Origin of the sequence: Arthrobacter sp. zg-Y179 (assembly GCF_020907345.1) — a bacterium.
Lineage (GTDB): Bacteria > Actinomycetota > Actinomycetes > Actinomycetales > Micrococcaceae > Arthrobacter_B > Arthrobacter_B jinronghuae.
The window spans coordinates 96,948-113,984 of sequence record NZ_JAJJOB010000002.1 but is presented as its reverse complement, the minus strand read 5'-3'; the positions used below and the strand labels follow the sequence as shown (position 1 = coordinate 113,984).

The following is a 17,037-nucleotide window of genomic DNA, read 5'->3' as shown; positions in this document are numbered from 1 at the left end:
AGGCGCTGCCAGTAGAATGCAAGAGAATTTTTGTCCAGAAAGGCATGTGTGACTCAGCTCGATACGGCTTATCAGCCCGGCGCGGAACAGCGCACCGCGACGGTGAGTGCAACCAAACCCGGCTATCGGCCCGAGGTCCAGGGACTCCGGGCACTGGCAGTGCTCATGGTAGCCAGCTACCACATTTGGCTCGGCAAGGTCTCAGGCGGAGTAGATGTCTTTCTACTGATTTCCGCCTTCCTGCTCTCCCTGTCCTTCATTCGGAAGATCGAGGGTGGACGGGCGCTGAATCTTGGGCGCTATTGGACACACGTATTCAAAAGGCTGCTGCCCACCGTGGCTGTTGTTTTGGTGGGCACACTCGCCGCTACGGCACTGTTCGTCCCCAGGAGCAGATGGAGCGAGATCCTCTCACAGGCCTGGTCCTCGCTCTTTTACTTCCAAAACTGGGCACTGGCGGAAAACTCGGTTGATTATTATGCGACTGACCAGAGCGTAGCCAGTCCGCTGCAGCATTTCTGGTCGCTGTCCGTCCAGGGGCAGGTTTTCATTCTGTGGCCGTTGCTTTTTGCCCTCTCAGCAGTCATCTCCCGGACCGCGAAGCTGCGCCTCCGGCGCGTTGTGTTCGGAGTGTTCGGGACCGTCTTCGCGGCGTCCTTCGCCTTTTCGGTTTACGAGACGTACACCAACCAGACGTACGCCTACTTTGATACGCGTGCCCGACTGTGGGAATTCGCCTTCGGGACTCTGCTCGTGCTGGCGCTGCCGTACATACGGCTTCCCCGACCCGTCCGGATTGCTGCCGGCTGGATAGGATTGGCCGCAATGCTCTCCGGTGGATTCGTCCTCGACGTGCAGGGACAATTCCCGGGGTATGTCGCGCTGTGGCCGGTGCTGGCGGCTACCCTCGTGATCGTGGCGGGACAGACCGGGAGCGCCTTCAGCGCCGACCGTTTCCTGTCCTGGAAGCCGCTGATCCGGCTGGGGGACATGTCGTACGCGCTCTACCTGTGGCATTGGCCGGTCCTGATCATCTACTTGATCTGGCGTGGCCGGGACGAAGTGGGACCGGTAGGCGGAACGGCCATCGTTGCAGTCTCCATTCTGCTCGCATACCTCACAACAAGGTTCGTGGAGAGGCCCCTGCGCTCCATAGCATGGGCCGAGCGGAAGAAGCGCCGTGCGGGAGTCATTATTGCAATCTGCATCACGCTGGTAGCGGTTCCGGTTGCCGCATGGCAGGGCGCTTTGAAGCATGAAGCCGCCGTGCTGGCGGCTGACGCGGAGCGCAACAATCCGGGCGCGGCGGCACTGCTGCCGGGTTACGTGGACCAGTCGGATGAGGGGGCGCAGGTCCTGCCGCTTCCCGAGCAGGCCTCAACTCAGTGGCCCGATGTGCCTGCGGCGTGCGATTCAAACGATGCAATGGAAGTTGTCTGCGATGTGCTTCCCCGGACAGAGGGAGCCGCCGAAGCGGTCATTGTGGGAAGTTCCCATGCCCAGATGTGGGTGTCCGCACTCGGTGACATCGCCGCCGAACGGGACTGGAATCTCGGAATGCGGGTAAAGGGCGGTTGTCCCCTCACCTTTGAAGGAGGCACGGACGACTGCCTCGATTTCAACGCACGGACCATGGAGTTGCTGCTGGAATCACCCCCTGACCTGGTAATCACGAACGGGAGCCGCACCGTTCTCGACGGTGAGGAGTACGTCGAAGACAGTTGGGTGCAGGCGGTGTCGGAACTTCTTGATGCAGGCACCGCTGTGGTGGCGGTTCGTGACTCGCCGCGGTTCGCGTACGACGTACCGACGTGCGTGGCGGACAGCCCGGACGCCGGTTCCTGCGGGCTGGAAGCGGCAAGGATCCTCGGCCCCGGCAATCCTGCAGAAACGGCGCTGACACACGACCGCCTGGTCCATCTGGACTTCAGCGACTATCTCTGTCCTGATGGGTTCTGCCCCGCGGTTATCGGCAACGTGGTGGTCTATATGGACCACGATCACCTCACGCGCACGTTCGTCGAAACCCTTGCACCGATTGTGGATCAACGCCTCAGCTCCGCACTTAGCGAAGCAGCCATCAACATGCCCGCCGGGCAATAGTCGGATAGCCTTACACTCGCGGGCATTGTGGCCGCAGGCCCCAAGGAAACAAACAGGAGTAAATGTGAACGTTGACCTCGTCGTCGTCGGGTCAGGCTTTTTCGGCCTGACCGTAGCCGAGCGCGCTGCCAAGGAGTTGGGCCTCAAGGTCGCTGTCCTGGATCGCCGCCACCACATTGGCGGCAATGCCTACAGCGAAAAGGAAGCCCAGACCGGAATCGAAGTGCACCGCTACGGTGCCCATCTCTTTCATACCTCCAATGAGCGGGTGTGGGAATACGTCAACCGCTTTACCGAGTTCACGGACTACGTTCACAAGGTCTACACCAGCCATAAGGGCGAGGTGTACTCCATGCCTATCAACCTGGGCACAATCAACCAGTTCTTCCGTTCTTCGATGGGCCCGGCGGAAGCAAAGGCGCTCATCCAGGAGCAGGCCGGCGAACTGGCCGGAACGGACCCGGCCAACCTGAACGATAAGGGAATCCAGCTCATCGGCCGTCCGCTGTATGAAGCCTTCATCAAGTACTACACCGGCAAGCAGTGGCAGACGGACCCCAAGGACCTGCCTGCGGAGATCATCAGCCGCCTGCCCGTCCGCTACAACTATGACAACCGGTACTTCAATGACAAGTACGAAGGCCTGCCCGTGGACGGCTACACGGCCTGGATCGAGCGGATGGCCGACCATCCCAACATCCAGGTGCACCTCAAGACCGACTTCTTCGACGACGGCCATGAGTTCTCCCGCAACAACGCCGTGGGCCAGGTTCCGGTCATCTACACCGGTCCGGTGGACCGCTACTTCGATTACGCCGAGGGCGACCTGTCCTGGCGCACGATCGACCTCGAAGAAGAAGTGCTTCCGGTCGAAGATTTCCAGGGCACCTCGGTAATGAACTACCCCGACGAGGACGTTCCCTACACCCGGATCCATGAGTTCCGGCACTTCCACCCCGAGCGTGACTACACCAAGGACGCCACCGTAATCATGCGGGAGTTCTCCCGCTTTGCGGAAAAGGGCGACGAGCCGTACTATCCCGTGAACACCGCGGAGGACCGGAAAAAGCTGCTTGCGTACCGGGACCTCGCAAAGGGCGAAACGGACGTCCTCTTCGGCGGACGGCTCGGCACCTACAAGTATTTGGACATGCACATGGCGATCGGCTCGGCATTGTCGATGTACGACAATAAGATCAAGCCCCACTTCACCGGTGGAGCGAAACTTGAAAGCGGAGGAGTTGACGCGTGAGCACAGCAACGCAGATCAAAACTGAGGTGGCCGAGACGGCTGCCGACACCCAGTGGCAGACGGTTCACCGGATCGTCCTGCCGGTTGACGGCGACATGGACACCCTGCCCCTCTACGTGGACTTCAACTCCGCCCAGCGCGTTGTAGAAGAAGGCTCACGCAACTCACGCAGCGGCGCGGCTGTAAGCGCCGTCACCGGCAACGCGTCCAGCCGGTCCGACTTCATCACGGGCCGCCGCGAGGTCCAGCTTTCGGAGTACAGCCGCGTATCCTTCGGCACCTACTTCAACGCATTTCCGGCGAGCTATTGGCGTGCGCACACCGATGTCGAGCAGGTGCGGCTGACGGTCGAGACGGATGCCGAAGCGACGGTCGTTGTGTACCGTTCCTCGGCGCGGGGCACGTCCAACCGCGTGGAGAGCCTCACCACGGAAACCGGCGGCGTCCTGTCCATCGATTTGCCGCTCAAGCAGTTCGGCGACGGCGGCTGGTACTGGTTTGACCTGGTCTCGCACGCTTCCAGCGTCAATCTCGTGAACGCCCAGTGGTCGGTACCGAAGCCGGAAGGCTTTGTACCGGGAACGGTTTCGATTGCCGTCACGACATTCAACAGGCCGGACTTCTGTGTACGCCACCTCGGCACCTTCGCCGAGTCCGAAGAACTCCTGGCGGTCATGGACCGCTTGATCATCACGGACCAGGGCACCAAGAAGGTCCGCGATGAGGAAGGCTACGAGGAAGCCGCGGCAGTACTGGGAGATAAATTCCGGTTGGTGGAGCAGGGCAACCTGGGCGGATCCGGCGGATTTGCGCGCGGAATGTACGAAACCGTCAACGACGGCACGAGCACCTACTGCCTGTTGCTGGACGACGACGTGATGGTCGAGACGGAGGGCGTCCTGAGGGCCGTCCAGTTCGCCGACTTCACCCGCACCCCGACCATCGTCGGCGGGCACATGTTCAACCTCTACGAGCGCTCGGTGCTGCATACCTTCGGCGAGAGCATCAACGAGTGGCGCTTCTACTGGGGTCCGAACCAGGAGACCAAGGAAGGCCACGACTTCAGCGCAAGCAACCTGCGCACCACGCCGTGGATGCACCGCCGCGCGGACGTTGACTTCAACGGATGGTGGATGTGCCTGATTCCCACCCAGATCATCCGGGACATCGGCCTTCCCCTTCCCGTTTTCATCAAGTGGGACGACGCAGAGTTCGGCATCCGTGCCAAGGCATGCGGCTACAAGACGGTCTCCCTCCCGGGTGCCGCTGTGTGGCACATGCCCTGGACCGAGAAGGACGACACCATCGACTGGCAGGCGTACTTCCACCAGCGCAACCGGTGGGTCGCGGCGATGATCTACTCGCCGTACAAAAAGGGCGGAAACCTCATGAAGGAGAGCTTCGCCGTCGACGTGCGGCATCTCCTTTCCATGCAGTACTCAGCGGTGGAGCTCCGGCTTGAAGCGCTGGAAGATGTGCTGAAGGGTCCCGGACACCTGCACGACACCATTAAGACCAAGCTGCCGGAGATCCGGAAGCGCCGAAGCGAATTCTCCGACGCACAGGTCTCCTCCGATGTGGGAGCATTCCCGACCACGCAGCGGGTCCGGCCCCCCAAGCGGGGCATCATGCCTTCGGCGCCGCGCAGCATGCCGGCAGCCTTTACCAAGGCGGTAACCGGTGCGGCGCGGCAGATCATGCCCGTGCGGGACAAGGCCCTGGAACATCCGGAAGCAGTTGTGCCGGCAATGGATGCCCGGTGGTGGAGGCTGTCGCAGCTGGACTCCGCCCTGGTGTCTTCGGCCGACGGAACCGGAGCATCGTGGTACAAGCGGGACAATGAGAAGTTCCGGGCAATGATTGCCCGCAGCCTGAAGCTGCACAAGGAGCTTCTGCAGAAGTGGGACCGGTTGTCCGTTGAATACCGCAACGAGCTGCCCGAATACACTTCCCCCGCGGCATGGAGCGAGACATTCGCTGCCATGACTGTGGACCCGGGAAAGGATAAGAATGCTTAGGCGGGGGACCAATGAGTGACTCCGGGGCCGGGTCATCGTCGACGGCGATGACCCGGCCGGGGATGGGCAGAGGCCTTCTTGACGTAGTGCGGTCGCGATTCCTGCTCAGGCTCCTGGTCGAAAAAGAGCTCCAGGTCCGGTACCGGGGATCAGTCCTCGGCATCCTGTGGTCCTACGTCAAGCCCGGGGTGCAGTTTGTCGTCTTCTACATCGCGCTTGGGGTGTTCCTGGGTCTTGAACAGAGCCCTGGCAACCCCAAGGGGCTGCCCAACTATGCCATTTACCTGTTTTCCGGCATTGTGCTGATCAACTTCTTTACCGAGGCGCTGGGAAATGCATCCCGTTCCATTGTCGGTAACGGAGGCCTGATCAAGAAGATCTATCTTCCGCGGCAATTGTTCCCGGTGGCTTCCGTCTGGGTCTCAGCCGTGCATTTTGTGCCGCAGATTGTGATCCTCATAGTCGCCTGCTTCTTCAACGGCTGGCGGCCGTCCCTGCTGCAGCTCGCTGCAGCCGTGGTTGGGTTCGTCGTCGTCGCTCTCCTCGCAACAGGGCTGGGCCTTCTGTTCGGTGCGGTCAACGTGTACTTCCGGGACGCGGAAAACCTCGTGGACATGCTGCTGATGATCGCGACCTGGGCTTCTCCGGTTCTGTATTCCTGGATGATGGTTCGGGACAAGCTCGGCGATGTCGCCTTCACGATCTATCAGTTCAACCCGCTGACCGTCGCCGTGGAATCCTTCCACTTTGCTTTCTGGCTTCCCACCACCGATGGAGCCGAGCCGATACCGCCCCATCTGTTGTCCCAATGGCTGCCGATCGGGCTGGCAATATCGTTGCTGGTGCTGATAATCGGCCAGTTTGTCTTCCGCCGCCTTGAAGGCCGTTTTGCCCAGGAGCTCTAAAAATGGCTAATGCCATCGAAATCCGCAACGTCAACAAACAGTTTGTGCTGCGGCATACCCGTTCCATGAAAGAAGCCTTTGTATGGCTGATCAAGGGCCGGAAAGGCGATCTGTCGGAGAAATTCCATGCGCTCAAGGATGTTTCCCTTGAAATTGAGCAGGGCGAGACCGTTGCATTGCTGGGGTTGAACGGCTCCGGCAAGTCGACCCTGCTCAAGCACATCTCGGGCGTTATGCACCCGGACAGCGGGACTGTAGGGACGCGCGGACGCGTAGCGGGGCTGATCGAAGTGGGCGCCGGTTTCCATCATGACCTGAGCGGACGCGACAACGTCTACCTGAACGGCGCCATCCTGGGTATGACCGAGCAGGAGATCGACGAGAAGTTCGACTCCATCGTCGCGTTCTCCGAGATCGGCCAGTTCATCGACACCGAGGTGAAGTTCTACTCCTCCGGTATGTACCTTCGCCTGGCGTTCTCCGTGGCGGTCCACACCGACCCTGAAGTCTTCCTCGTGGACGAAATTCTGGCCGTGGGCGACGAGCCTTTCCAGAAGAAGTGCATCGACAAGATCAAGGAACTGGCCGGGGAGGGCAAGACCCTCGTTGTGGTCAGTCACGACCTGGACCTGGTTTCCCGGATCTGCAAGCGGGGTGTCCTGCTGGAGCACGGCAGGGTCATCATGGACGGACCTGTGGACGACGTCGTCGCCCGCCTCCGGTCCTAACGGCCGCCGGGGGAGGCCCCCGTTAAAACAAGCCGGCCCGTTCCCTCAAGGGGGAACGGGCCGCTTTGTTTAACCTCTGGTCACTCGCAGCCGGTCACCCTGTAGAGCCGGGCGTCGCCTTCCTCATCCACGAGTTCAAACCCGGACTCGCTACTGACGTTGTCGAGTCCGCTGAAGGGATGGTCACCGCCGTGGACTTCCTTACTGCCGAAATCAAGGACATAGTCGGCATTGAGTTCCTGCACAGCGGCGCAGACGGTGGAATCCGTCAGCATCTCGTCCAGGCGGTCAACCACGATCTGCCCCTCAGGGGAGAGCGAATAGAAGATGTGCGGCATCAACGTATCGCGGTCGGACAAGGCATATACCAGTGACGCCCCGGTCCAGGGGCTGCCCACCACCAGGCTGTCTTCCGGGACTTCGTCCGGAACCCGCTCCAGCAGTTCAGCCTCGTCGGTCGAAAGCAACGGGGCGTCGTCGGAGAGGGCAAAGTTCGCTGCACCGGACTCCTGTGCCACATCAACACTCTTACCTTGCGTGGCGAGCGCCAACAGGACCAGGACCACGACGGCGGAGGCGGGCATACCGTAGCGGGTTGCCCGCGTTGCCGTCACGGCACCGGGTTCCTGCTGCCCCTCCCGGCGGGTGGCTACCCGCCCCAGGAGCGCCTCAACGACGCTCCACGCGCCCACGGCGGCCAGGGGCAGCCCGAGGACGGGCAGCAGCGCAGCCAGCCGGTACGGGTCGTTGTACCAGACACCTGTGAAAGCGGTGCGCGTCTCGCCCCAGGGGAAGCCGGCGACGATGACGAACAGCATGCAGCTGACCCCGAACGACGCCAGCAGCCACCACAGGCGCTGGAAGTTCCGGCAGCAGTAGACGACGCCGGCGATGGTAAGGACTGCGACCAGCAGGGGAACCGGACGGCCGAGCGGGGCGCTGAGGAACGCTTCACCGGCGGCCTGGGCGGCGGTTTCCACCGGCGACCAGGTTGCGGCAGTGGGATCCGGACGGACCTTGGTCCACAGCGCCACGGTCACGACGGCATAGAGCGCAGCCCCCAGGAGCGGCAGCGCCCGGAGGAAGCCGCGGCCCCTCAGGCTGTTCCACCAGCCGGCCGTGGCCACAGCCGCCAGGGGCAGGGTCAGGGCGATGAATGAAATCAGCGTGCTCGGATGCGCCAGGAGCATACCGGGCAGGGCAAGGACCAGGGCCGCAAGGGCCGTCCAGCGCCCGACGTCCTTGCGTACCGATGCGCCGGCGGCAACTACTGCCAGCCCGATGCAGGCAGGCATGAGGGCGATGGCCAGCAGATTCGGGTACAGGACGCCGAAATCGATCATCAGGTAGGGGAAGGCGGCGAAGGCGGCGGAAAGGACGCCCGTGAGCAGCAGCGGCATCCCCCGCGCGCCCAGGATGCGGCTGACCAGGAAAACGCAGCCGCTGGTCCACAGGAGGCCCGCGATCAGTATGTTCCCTACATTGATCGCTTCCGGTACGGAGATGCCGCCGGTGAAGGCGAGCAGGGAGATGTAGTCGTGCCAAGCGGCAGGGTAGAACGAGATGTCCGCTCCGGCATTGACCATCCGGCCTATCGTCAGCGATGAGGCGGTGCCGGTTTCGGAAATGTACTCGGTTGCATTGAGGTGGAAGATGCCGTCAAACGTCTGGGACACGTTCTCCGGGCGGTGGATCATGTGGATGAAGCGCCAGGCGATGATCAGCGCTCCGATGGCAACGGCGGCCACTGCCGCCCCCGTGCCGCGCCAGGCGGAGCCGTCCACCGCCGTGACCGCGGCAGCCCGGCGGCCGGAGGGCCCGCGCCCCGCCGTGAGCCGGCCCGCCAGGAACCGCACAAGCAGGATCACTAGGGCCGCAGCGGCAGTCGCAGCCGCGACGGCGGCCCAGCCCCAGGGCAGTCCGACGATCCCGCCGACCACTGCCGTGCAGGCAATGATCGAAATGGACAGCGGCGCAGCGAGTCCCAGCAACGGGATGCCCCTCAGGCCAAGGGCAAGGCCCGAGACGAGGCCCGGTAGGAAGAGAATTGCAAAGCCGACAAAAAAGTAGGGAATAACGGATACCCAGATCACTGACGGCGGCCCTGTTCCTCCCCGGAATGCACAAGCTTCTGCAAGTACCCGCCGTATCCGCTCTTAACCAGCGGCGCCGCCAGCCGGAGCAGTTCCTCGTCGTTCAGGTAGCCGAGCCGCCACGCGATTTCTTCGGGGCAGCCGATGGACAGGCCCTGGCGTTTCTGGACCGTCTTGATGAAGTCGGTCGCCTCACTCAGGGAATCGAACGTTCCGGTGTCCAGCCACGCAGTGCCGCGCGGCAGGATGTCGACCCTGAGCCGCCCTTCGTTGAGGTAGGTGGAGTTCACGTCCGTGATCTCCAGTTCTCCGCGGGGGGAGGGACGCAGGTTGCGGGCAATTTCGATGACGTCGTTGTCATAGAAATACAGCCCGGGAACCGCAAAGTTGCTCTTGGGTTCGGCTGGTTTTTCCTCGAGCGAGAGGACCTTGCCGTCTTCGGCGAACTCTACGACGCCGTAGGCAGTAGGGTCGGCCACCTGGTAACCGAAGATCACGGCGCCGTCCGGGGACGTGAAACGGCGGAGCTGCGAACCCATGCCGGGACCGTAGAAGATGTTGTCGCCCAGCACCAGGCCCACCGGGCCGTTGCCGATGTGGTCGGCACCGAGGATGAATGCCTGGGCCAGACCATCAGGGGACTTCTGCTCCACGTAGGACAAGGAGACGCCGAAACGGGAGCCGTCGCCGAGGAGGCGTTGGAACTGTCCCGCGTCCGCAGGAGTGGTGACGATCAGGATGTCGCGGATTCCCGCCAGCATCAGGGTCGACAACGGGTAGTAAATCATCGGCTTGTCGTAAACCGGAACCAGTTGCTTGCTGATGCCCATGGTGATCGGATGAAGCCGGGATCCTGTGCCGCCGGCGAGAATTATTCCACGCATGCGTCCATCATGGCGTGCCGGAGGGAGCCTCACCAAACTAGTAGGCTGGATCCATGCGAAATATTCTTGTGACCGGCGGAGCCGGCTTCATCGGTTCCAACTTCGTCCACCACCTGGTTCGGCATACCGACTACCAAGTGACGGTCCTGGATAAACTCACCTACGCTGCCAATCCCCGCTCGCTGGAAGCCCTGCCGCAGGACCGCGTCCGCCTGGTCGTCGCAGACATCTGCGACAGCGCCGCTGTTGACCCGCTGGTAGCTGCAGCCGACGTCGTCGTGCACTTTGCCGCCGAGTCCCACAACGATAATTCGCTCCACGATCCGCGGCCGTTCCTGGATACCAACATCATCGGCACCTACACGCTGATCGAGTCCGCGCGGCGCCACGGGGTCCGGTTCCACCACGTCTCCACGGACGAGGTCTACGGCGACCTGGAACTCGACGACCCCGAGCGGTTCACCGAGGAGACACCGTACAACCCTTCGAGCCCCTACTCATCCACCAAGGCGGGCTCGGATCTGCTGGTGAAGGCCTGGATGCGTTCCTTCGGGCTGCAGGCCACCATCAGCAACTGCTCCAACAACTACGGGCCTTACCAGCACGTGGAGAAGTTCATTCCGCGGCAGATCACCAACGTGCTGGACGGGGTACGGCCAAAGCTGTACGGCTCCGGTGCCAACGTCCGCGACTGGATCCACGCGGATGACCATTCCTCCGCGGTCCTCCGCATCATCGAGCAGGGCAGGATCGGTGAGACGTACCTGATCGGAGCCGACGGCGAGATGTCCAACCGGGACGTGGTGTCGCTGATCCTCAAGGCACTGGACCAGCCGCAGGACGCCTTCGACCTGGTGGCCGACCGCCCCGGACACGACCTGCGCTACGCCATTGACTCATCCAAGCTCCGCGCCGAGCTCGGCTGGACCCCGGCGTACGGCCGGTTCGAGGACGGACTCGAAGCCACTGTGGACTGGTACCGCCGCAACGAGGATTGGTGGCGCCCGCAGAAGCAGGCCACGGAAGCAAAATACCTGGAGCAGGGCCAGTGAGCGGATCAGTCCCGGACCCCAAGCCGCTGAGCATCAGCGAAACGCCGATCCCCGGCCTCCTGGTCTGCGAACTGCCGGTCATGGGTGACAACCGCGGCTGGTTCAAAGAAAACTGGCAGCGCGAGAAGATGGTTGCGCTGGGGCTGCCGGACTTCAACCCGGTGCAGAACAATGTTTCGTTTAACACCAAGAAGGGCGCCACCCGCGGTATCCATGCCGAACCCTGGGATAAGTACGTCTCCGTAGCCTCGGGGCGGATTTTCGGCGCCTGGGTGGACCTGAGGGAAGGCAGCACCTTCGGGCGTACCTACTTCACGGAACTGGACCCGTCGCGGGCGGTCTTTGTGCCGCGCGGCGTTGGCAACGCGTTCCAGACGCTTGAAGACTCCACGGCGTACACCTACCTGGTCAACGACCACTGGTCCGCCGATGCCCAGTCGCGGTACGTGTTCCTGAACCTTGCAGACGAAACCGTCAGTGTTCCGTGGCCGGTGGACCTTGCCGACGCGGAGATTTCGGCGAAGGACCGTGAGCACCCCCGGCTGGCCGATGTTCCGCCCATGCCCCCTCGCAGGACGCTGGTGCTGGGGGCAAACGGCCAGGTGGGCACCGCGCTGCGCGAGGCGCTGGCATCCCGCGCGGATGTTGACTTCGCCGGGCGGAAAGAGCTGGACCTCGCAGATCCCGCCTCCCTGGGGCGGGTGGACTGGAAGAACTACTCCGTGGTCATCAACGCGGCGGCGTACACTGCCGTTGACGCGGCAGAGGAAAGCGGGCGCAGCGATGCGTGGCGCATCAACGCAGCCTCGGTGGCCGAGTTGGCACGCCTTGCCCGGGAGAACGACCTAACGGTGGTGCACATTTCCACTGACTACGTCTTTGACGGATCCCGCGAAGTCCACACTGAGGACGAACCGTTCTCACCGCTGGGCGTATACGGGCAGACGAAGGCGGCAGGCGACCTTGCCGTGGCAACCGCACCACGGCATTACATCCTGCGGACCAGCTGGGTGATCGGGAACGGACAGAACTTCGTCAGGACGATGGCCAACCTTGCCGGTCGGGACATTACCCCGAACGTAGTGGATGACCAGATCGGCCGGCTGACGTTCGCCGAGGATATCGCTGCCGCGATAGTCCACCTGCTGGACTCAGGGGCGCCCTACGGGACCTATAACGTGAGCAACGAGGGCCCCGCACAGTCCTGGGCAGACATCGCACGGGACGTGTTTACGCTGATGGGCAAGCACGCGGCCAGCGTCACGGGTGTGAGCACCGCCGAGTACTTTGCCGGCCGGGAGGCCGCGCCCCGGCCGCTGAATAGCCAACTGGACCTGTCCCGGCTCCGCGCCACCGGGTTCACACCCGCGCCGGCGCAGGAGCGGCTGGCCCGATATGTCGCAACCCTGGAGACCGCCAAATGAACCGTCCCGGCGCCCTGACCACCGTGGCCAGTTACGGACGCAAGGGGAGCAGCGCCCGTGTCCGGATCTACGAGTGGCTGGATTTCCTAGGGCTGGACGCACGGAAGTACACCTATACGGACCAGGGCGACAACAGCATATCCACCCTCGCCCGGAACCTGGACAAGGCGTTGGGCTCGGAAGCAACCCTTCGCCGGCTGGCGGCGCGGCGGATACCCGGCGTGCTCCTCATGAGCCGTGAAGCCTCCCCGCTGAGCAACGGACGCCTGGAGGCCCGGCTGCTCCGCAATGCCGACACATCGGTCTACGACTTCGATGACGCCATTTTCCACTCTGCTGCGCCGTTTCCTTACAGCCTGTGGCCCAAGGACAAGGTGTGGCGGCGCTCTGTCGAAGCGGCGGATCGGGTGATCGCCGGGAACGATTATCTGGCCGAAGAAGCCTCGAAGTTTTCCCGCGCCGTGACCATGATTCCCAGTTGCGTCAACCCTGCGCTGTATCCGAAAAAGACAGAGTACAGCCTGAATGAAACGCCTACACTGGTCTGGCTCGGTTCCCCGGCAACCGAACAGTTCCTGCCCCCTATCGCCGAGGCTCTTCTTCGCGTGCACCGTGTCCGGCCGATCCGCCTGCGGGTCATCAGCGCGGGGGCGCGCTCTCTCGGGCCGCTGGACGAGATCGTAGAGCGGGTCCAGTGGACCGAGCAGGGTTTTGCACATGAACTCCGCGGGGCTGACCTCGGCATCATGCCGCTTGCTGACGACCCGTTCGCGCGCGGAAAGTGCGCTTACAAGCTCCTCCAGTACGGCGCGGCGGCCCTGCCCGTGGTTGGCAGCCCGGTCGGCACGAATAGGGCCGTGCTGGCGGCCATGGGCGGCGCCGCCCCGGAGACGGCCGACGAGTGGGAAACGTCAATCCATGACTTGCTGAACGCCGGGGACGCGGAACGGGCAGCCCTTGGCGCCCAGGCCTTCACGACCGTGAACCAGCAGTTCAGCTTTCAGGCATGGCGCAGTGAGTGGCTGAAAGCAGTCGAAGCCTAGCGCGAGGCCGTCGGTGCCTCCGGCACCGTCGCGGCCTGCCGCTTGAGCAGCACGAACCAGAACAGCGAGGACGCAACGCTCGCCAGCGTGAAGCCCCAGATGGCCCCGGAAAGCCCGGAGGCAACCAGGCCAGCGGTGGGGGCCAGGACGCTCAGTACGGTTTGGAATATGCGTCCGGTGTAGAGCCGCCGGGCCTCGAGCTGTCCCCGCGAGCAGACATAGTAGAAGTGCCCGAACAGGTTCGAAGCCACGAAGATCGAGGCAGGCAGCGCATAGGCTGCCACACTGCCCAGAACGGTGCCGTCAAGGAACGTGCGTGGCACGAGGAAGACCAGGACGGCGTAGCAGGCGGCGGACAGGAAAGCGGCCGCGCCTGCCACTGAGGCGAGGATCTTGGGGCTGCTGGAGGTCTTCGGGTCAACGTGGGAGAGAACTGGGCGCAGCGGGTCGAGAATGAGCTGCACGGGCGTAGCGACACTGGCTATGCCGCGGTAAATGCCGAAATTCGCCGCCCCCAGCGACGGGGCGAAGAAGGTGGGTACGGCAATGGCCCCCACGTCCATAAGCACTGAGTCAGTGAGCAGAGGCTTGATGGTTTTTCGGTGGGATCTGATCCAGCTGCCGATGCCGTAGGGGCGTCCGCCCCAGGCCGGCATGAACACCAGCGCGCCAACCAGGTTGGAAAGACCCCACACCACCGCGAATGACAACAGTCCGGTCTGTCCCAGCAGCAGGCCCAGCGCCCATCCCGCCACGAACACGACAACGGTGAGCGCATCGGAGACCGCGGCCCGTTCCGGGTTTGCGGAGGCCGCGGTGAAGAAACGCGCGCCGAGGCGGTACAGGTTGAAGAGCACAGCGAGCCCCATGGCTACCGCATTCGCACCGTCGCCGAAGAACAGGAATACCAGGACACCGCCGAGCAGGCCCGCCAACAGACACAGTTGGATGAGGGCCTGGCTTACCTCCCGCCAACCGTTCGGCAAAGTCTTATTCCGTACAGACCTCGCCCAGGTATCGCAGATGATGGACAGCTCCAGTGACCACCCGAAGGAGAACATAAGGTACGCGAGCGAAAACGTCCCGTACTCGGCGGCATCGAGCGTAAGCAGGGCCAGTACCGGAACCAATGCGGAGGCCGAGGCCCCGAAGGCGGTATGCAGGACGAGCCTGAAGCGGGAAGCCTTCACCGGTTCCACAGCGTTCGCGCCATGGTCAGTGCTGTTCCAGGACTGCGAGGTACTCCTTGCCGCGCACGGACCAGTCGAAGGATGCGACAAAGTCCGCCGGTGCAGGCGTCCAGCCTTCGGCCAGGAGCCGTTCAGTTGCCGCTATCCAGGGGGCGTCGCTGTCTTCGTTAACGACGACGACGGACGGCACCTGGGCGGCGAGGTAGTTTGCCGCCGTTACCGAGGTGCTCACAACTGCTGCTCCCGCGGACACGGCTTCGAGCAGGGTGGTCTGGAAACCCTCGGCGAGCTGTGTGGGATTCAGCAGTACGGCACCGCTGAGGATCTCTCGGATTTCGGGGGCACGGAGGTAGCCGTGCACGTGAATCCGGTCCTTGAAGGGGAGCGGCGCCACGGCTGCCTCGAGTGCTGCCCGTTCCGCGCCGTCGCCGATGAAGTGCATGGAGGCACCGGGACGTGCTGCGAGGACGTGCTTCGCCACGGCCAAGGAGCGTTCCCAGCCCTTACCGGGAACGATCCGGCCCAGGAAAACCAGTTTGTCGCTGGTCCGGGCGGAGCCGGAAAACGCTGCTACGTCTATTGCGTTGTGGAAGACCTGGGCGCGGCGTCCGGAGAGTTGCTGCACGAATGCCTGTGCCGATTCCGAGATGGCCAAAACCGTGGTCGCCGTTCTGAGCACATACCGGCCGAAGGTACGGTCCACAAGCTTGCTGGCCGCGCCTACGAGCGGAGAAACGCCCCGCACGTAATCCGAGCCGTGCTCAGTGTGGATCGACGGCAGCCGAAGGCGCCGGGCCACACGGATACCCACCACGGACATGGGGAAGAACCGGGTGTGTGTGGAAATATGCGTGACGCCGATGGCGCGCAGGTAGCGGCTGAGCCGCAGGGCCGTTCCCGGCAGGGGCCAGGAAATAACACCGGCCACCAGGGGAGTGGCACGAAGCCGCAGCACGTTGACGCCCTTGTCATCCCAGTCGCCGCTGTTGCGGCCCAGGGCTACTACCGTGACCTCGACGCCCGCCTTGGCGAGGCTCTTCGCCAAGGCGAAGACGTGCTGCTCGAGGCCGCCGACTTTTGGCGGATAGTTATTAACGATGAAAGCAACATGGTAACGGCGGGGGTCAGACACTTAGTTCCTTTGATCCGTGCAGTCGGCTTCATCCGCGGATTGTTCGCGCGGGCCGCCGACGGCAGGGCTGTTGAGCGTATTTTCAATCCGCGACACCGTAGTGCGCAGGATGCCGACTTCCTCAGCGAGGGTCCGCGCCTCGTCTTCGACGGTGGAGAGTTCCCAGGAGAGATGAAGGCTGACCCCCACCAACAGCGTCAGGGCGACGGCGAAGATGAGGTTGGCCGGAACCTGGACGCCCAGCAGCTGGCTGGTCCACAGGAGGATCTGGGGGAAGGCGGTGAGTACCAGCGTGACCAGGCCCAGGGACAGCCACAGGATGGCGTATTTTTCCTTCAGCTGGCCCCGCCGGAGCATGCGGAACACCAACGCGACCGTTATGAAACCGATGACGAAAGTGATTATGCTGCCGGGCGACATTAGGCCTTGCTTTCTGAGATCGGAAGCGACGTGCGCTTTCGCGTCAGTGCCAGCAGCAGCGCCAGCCCTGAACGCGCGAGGTAGATAGTCGATTTGAAAGGATTATGGCTGGGCACTCCGGCTTGCCGCGGGCGCATTTCCACCGGAACCTGTGTAACGGAGCATCCGCTGCGGATGGCGACGACAAGGGAGTCGATGGTGTCGCCCAGATATTCGGCCGGGTAGTGGTCCAGATACTGCCGGATGGCCTTCCGGTTGCCGGCGCGGAAGCCGGAGGTGACATCGGTGAGCTTGGTCCCGGCGAGCCTGGAAATCACTCCGGCCAGGAACTGCATGGCCCACTTCCGTGGGCCTCGCACCTCATAGCTGCCCCGGTCAGCGAACCGTGCACCGATGGAGATATCCGAATGCTCCAGTCCGGCCAATACCCGCCGGATGTCCTTGGGATCATGCTGCCCGTCGGCATCCACCTGGATGACGGCGTCGTAGTCCCCCCAGTAGGCGTACTTGAATCCGGCACGCATGGCACCACCCACGCCCAGATTAAACGGAAGGGTTAGTACGTCCACCTGCGCCGCCAGCGCGCTTTGCCTGGTGCCGTCGGTGGAGCCGTCGTCGACGACGAGCACGTCGCAGTCCGGGACGGAAACCATGATCTCGCGGATGGTCTCCGGAAGCGCGGCTTCTTCATTCCAGGCAGGAATAATTACTAGGGTTCGGGTTGTGGCAGGCATTGACGCCATCATACCAATGACTTCGTCATGGTCCGGGTCCAGCCTGCCGATGCCGGACG

14 protein-coding genes are annotated in these 17,037 nt (G+C 63.1%); 8 read left to right on the top strand and 6 right to left on the bottom strand.

Going from position 1 to position 17,037, the window contains the following annotated elements; translation table 11 throughout:
• Positions 1-48 precede the first annotated feature (48 nt).
• The 5 genes from LOC56_RS00920 (at position 49) to LOC56_RS00900 (ending at position 7,006) form a co-directional block, all read left to right on the top strand.
• Positions 49-2,103, top strand: coding sequence for an acyltransferase family protein (locus tag LOC56_RS00920; protein WP_229949665.1), 2,055 nt, complete (start codon positions 49-51; stop codon positions 2,101-2,103).
• Between the two features lie 64 nt (positions 2,104-2,167).
• The gene (gene glf, locus LOC56_RS00915; RefSeq protein ID WP_229949663.1) at positions 2,168-3,355 is read left to right on the top strand and encodes a UDP-galactopyranose mutase; all 1,188 of its coding nucleotides are present in this window, start codon (positions 2,168-2,170) and stop codon (positions 3,353-3,355) included.
• Positions 3,352-5,373, top strand: coding sequence for a glycosyltransferase (locus LOC56_RS00910; RefSeq protein WP_229949661.1), 2,022 nt, complete (start codon positions 3,352-3,354; stop codon positions 5,371-5,373). The genes glf and LOC56_RS00910 overlap by 4 nt, the downstream gene beginning before the upstream one ends.
• A gap of 11 nt (positions 5,374-5,384) precedes the next feature.
• Positions 5,385-6,278, top strand: coding sequence for an ABC transporter permease (locus LOC56_RS00905; RefSeq protein ID WP_229949659.1), 894 nt, complete (start codon positions 5,385-5,387; stop codon positions 6,276-6,278).
• 2 nt (positions 6,279-6,280) lie between these two features.
• On the top strand, positions 6,281-7,006 hold the full coding sequence (locus LOC56_RS00900) for an ABC transporter ATP-binding protein (protein ID WP_229949657.1): 726 nt from the start codon (positions 6,281-6,283) through the stop codon (positions 7,004-7,006).
• Positions 7,007-7,086: 80 nt separating this feature from the next.
• Here LOC56_RS00900 and LOC56_RS00895 read toward each other — a convergent pair whose 3' ends face one another.
• Both LOC56_RS00895 and rfbA read right to left on the bottom strand, forming a co-directional pair.
• The gene (locus LOC56_RS00895; protein WP_229949655.1) at positions 7,087-9,099 is read right to left on the bottom strand and encodes a DUF6541 family protein; all 2,013 of its coding nucleotides are present in this window, start codon (positions 9,097-9,099) and stop codon (positions 7,087-7,089) included.
• Positions 9,096-9,983 (bottom strand): glucose-1-phosphate thymidylyltransferase RfbA, encoded by an 888-nt coding sequence (rfbA, locus tag LOC56_RS00890; protein ID WP_229949653.1) that lies wholly within the window; start codon positions 9,981-9,983, stop codon positions 9,096-9,098. Before rfbA ends, LOC56_RS00895 begins: the two co-directional genes overlap by 4 nt.
• 53 nt (positions 9,984-10,036) lie before the next feature.
• Between rfbA and rfbB the strand changes: the two genes are divergently transcribed.
• From rfbB to LOC56_RS00875, 3 genes are read left to right on the top strand one after another with little or no spacing between them, the layout of a single operon-like run.
• Positions 10,037-11,035: a dTDP-glucose 4,6-dehydratase gene (rfbB, locus tag LOC56_RS00885; protein ID WP_229949651.1), complete on the top strand. Its 999-nt coding sequence runs from the start codon at positions 10,037-10,039 to the stop codon at positions 11,033-11,035.
• Entirely contained in the window at positions 11,032-12,459 is a 1,428-nt protein-coding gene (locus LOC56_RS00880) for a sugar nucleotide-binding protein (protein ID WP_229949649.1), read from the top strand. The genes rfbB and LOC56_RS00880 overlap by 4 nt, the downstream gene beginning before the upstream one ends.
• The gene (locus tag LOC56_RS00875) at positions 12,456-13,502 is read left to right on the top strand and encodes a glycosyltransferase (protein ID WP_229949647.1); all 1,047 of its coding nucleotides are present in this window, start codon (positions 12,456-12,458) and stop codon (positions 13,500-13,502) included. Before LOC56_RS00880 ends, LOC56_RS00875 begins: the two co-directional genes overlap by 4 nt.
• Here the strand turns inward: LOC56_RS00875 and LOC56_RS00870 are convergent.
• From LOC56_RS00870 to LOC56_RS00855, 4 genes are read right to left on the bottom strand one after another with little or no spacing between them, the layout of a single operon-like run.
• On the bottom strand, positions 13,499-14,692 hold the full coding sequence (locus LOC56_RS00870) for a hypothetical protein (RefSeq protein WP_229949645.1): 1,194 nt from the start codon (positions 14,690-14,692) through the stop codon (positions 13,499-13,501). The two genes, LOC56_RS00875 and LOC56_RS00870, sit on opposite strands and share 4 nt — an antisense overlap.
• Before the next feature lie 25 nt (positions 14,693-14,717).
• Complete coding sequence (locus LOC56_RS00865; RefSeq protein WP_229949643.1) at positions 14,718-15,824, bottom strand: glycosyltransferase family 4 protein; 1,107 nt, start codon at positions 15,822-15,824, stop codon at positions 14,718-14,720.
• Positions 15,825-16,244, bottom strand: coding sequence for a DUF2304 domain-containing protein (locus tag LOC56_RS00860; protein ID WP_229949641.1), 420 nt, complete (start codon positions 16,242-16,244; stop codon positions 15,825-15,827). It lies immediately after the preceding gene.
• The gene (locus LOC56_RS00855) at positions 16,244-16,987 is read right to left on the bottom strand and encodes a glycosyltransferase family 2 protein (RefSeq protein WP_229949965.1); all 744 of its coding nucleotides are present in this window, start codon (positions 16,985-16,987) and stop codon (positions 16,244-16,246) included. Before LOC56_RS00855 ends, LOC56_RS00860 begins: the two co-directional genes overlap by 1 nt.
• Positions 16,988-17,037 lie beyond the last annotated feature (50 nt).